1 protein-coding gene and 1 pseudogene are annotated in these 1,307 nt (G+C 72.3%); one reads left to right on the top strand and one right to left on the bottom strand.

What is annotated here, in order from left to right; genetic code table 11:
- A pseudogene (locus tag AC1D12_RS33450) lies at positions 1-1,013 on the top strand (hypothetical protein); the annotation flags it as partial.
- 30 nt (positions 1,014-1,043) lie between these two features.
- Here AC1D12_RS33450 and AC1D12_RS33455 read toward each other — a convergent pair.
- On the bottom strand, positions 1,044-1,307 hold a 264-nt coding region (locus AC1D12_RS33455), incomplete at its 5' end, for an aminotransferase class I/II-fold pyridoxal phosphate-dependent enzyme (protein ID WP_477845393.1).

Raw genomic sequence — 1,307 nt, forward strand, 5'->3', positions numbered from 1 at the left:
CACCCGCGCCCGTCGCGGCCGCCGCGCCGGCCGAGGCGCCGCAGACCATCCCGGCCGCGATGTCGCGCGATCCGTCCGGCGGCGGCGCGGTGCTGGTCGACACGCCGCCCCCGGTGCGCAAGCGGCCCGGCCCGCCGATGCCGACGCAGCCGATGGACGTCACGCTGACGCCGCGCGCCGTGGCCGCGATGCAGGCCACGCTGTCGCGGGAGACCCGGTCCGACCTCGACCCCGAATCACTGGAGCCTCACCGGCCGATGTCGGCCGACGAGCTGATCGACCTCGACCAGCAGGTCGAGTTCTTCGTCGTGCTCGGGCAGGACGATGCGGCGGTCGACCTGCTGATGGGCCACGTGCGCAGCACCGGCGGCGTGAGCCCGCTGCCGTACCTGAAGCTGATGGAGATCTACCGCCGCCGCGGCGAGCGCGACCCGTACGACCGCATCCGCGAGCGCTTCAACCGGCGCTTCAACGCCTACGCGATCGAGTGGGACGAGCACGACCCGTCGAAGGAGCGCGACCTCGAAGAGGGCTTCCCCGAGCTGCTGGCCCGCGTGCAATCGCTGTGGTCGGCGCCGGCGGAAGCGATGGCCACGCTCGACGGCGCGCTGTTCCGGCGCAACCAGGGCCCGCCGTTCGACGTGCCGGCCTACCGCGACCTGCTGTTCCTGTACGGCATCGCGCGCGACCTGGCCGAGCGCGACGTGCGCCCCGAGGGCGTCGACCTGCTGCTGCCGATGGAGGGGGGCTTCGACATCACGCTGGACCTGTCCGCCGCGGAGGTGAGGCCCGATTCCGCGCCGATGCCGCTGCACAGCGACCCGGCGCCGCCACCACCCGAGGTCGAGCGCCTCACGCTCGATCTCGACATCTCCACCGACCCGGCCCGGCTGTCGGGGCCGGGCGCACCGCTGCGCGATGCCTCCGACTCGCGCCCCGGGCTCGACTTCGACCTCAGCGAACTGAGCGAACTCGACACCACCCGCAACCCCAAGGCGCGTGGGTCCCGCTGACCCTTCGACAGGCTCAGGGCGAACGGGAGGCTACAGCTTCGCCAGCCGCTCCAGCGCCCGCTCCAACGTCTCGTCCTTCTTCGCGAAGCAGAAGCGCGCCAGCTTCTGCTCGAAGCCGCCGGCATAGAACACCGACACCGGGATCGCCGCGACGCCGATCTCGCTGGTCAACCAGCGGCAGAAGCCTTCCTCGCTCAGCTCGCTGACGGCCGAGTAGTCGACGCTCTGGAAATAGCTGCCCGCGCTCGGCAGCAGCTTCAGCCGCGTGGCCGCCAGCCCGGCGCGGAACAGGTC

The organism is Rhizobacter sp. P1_G5, from assembly GCF_056405435.1.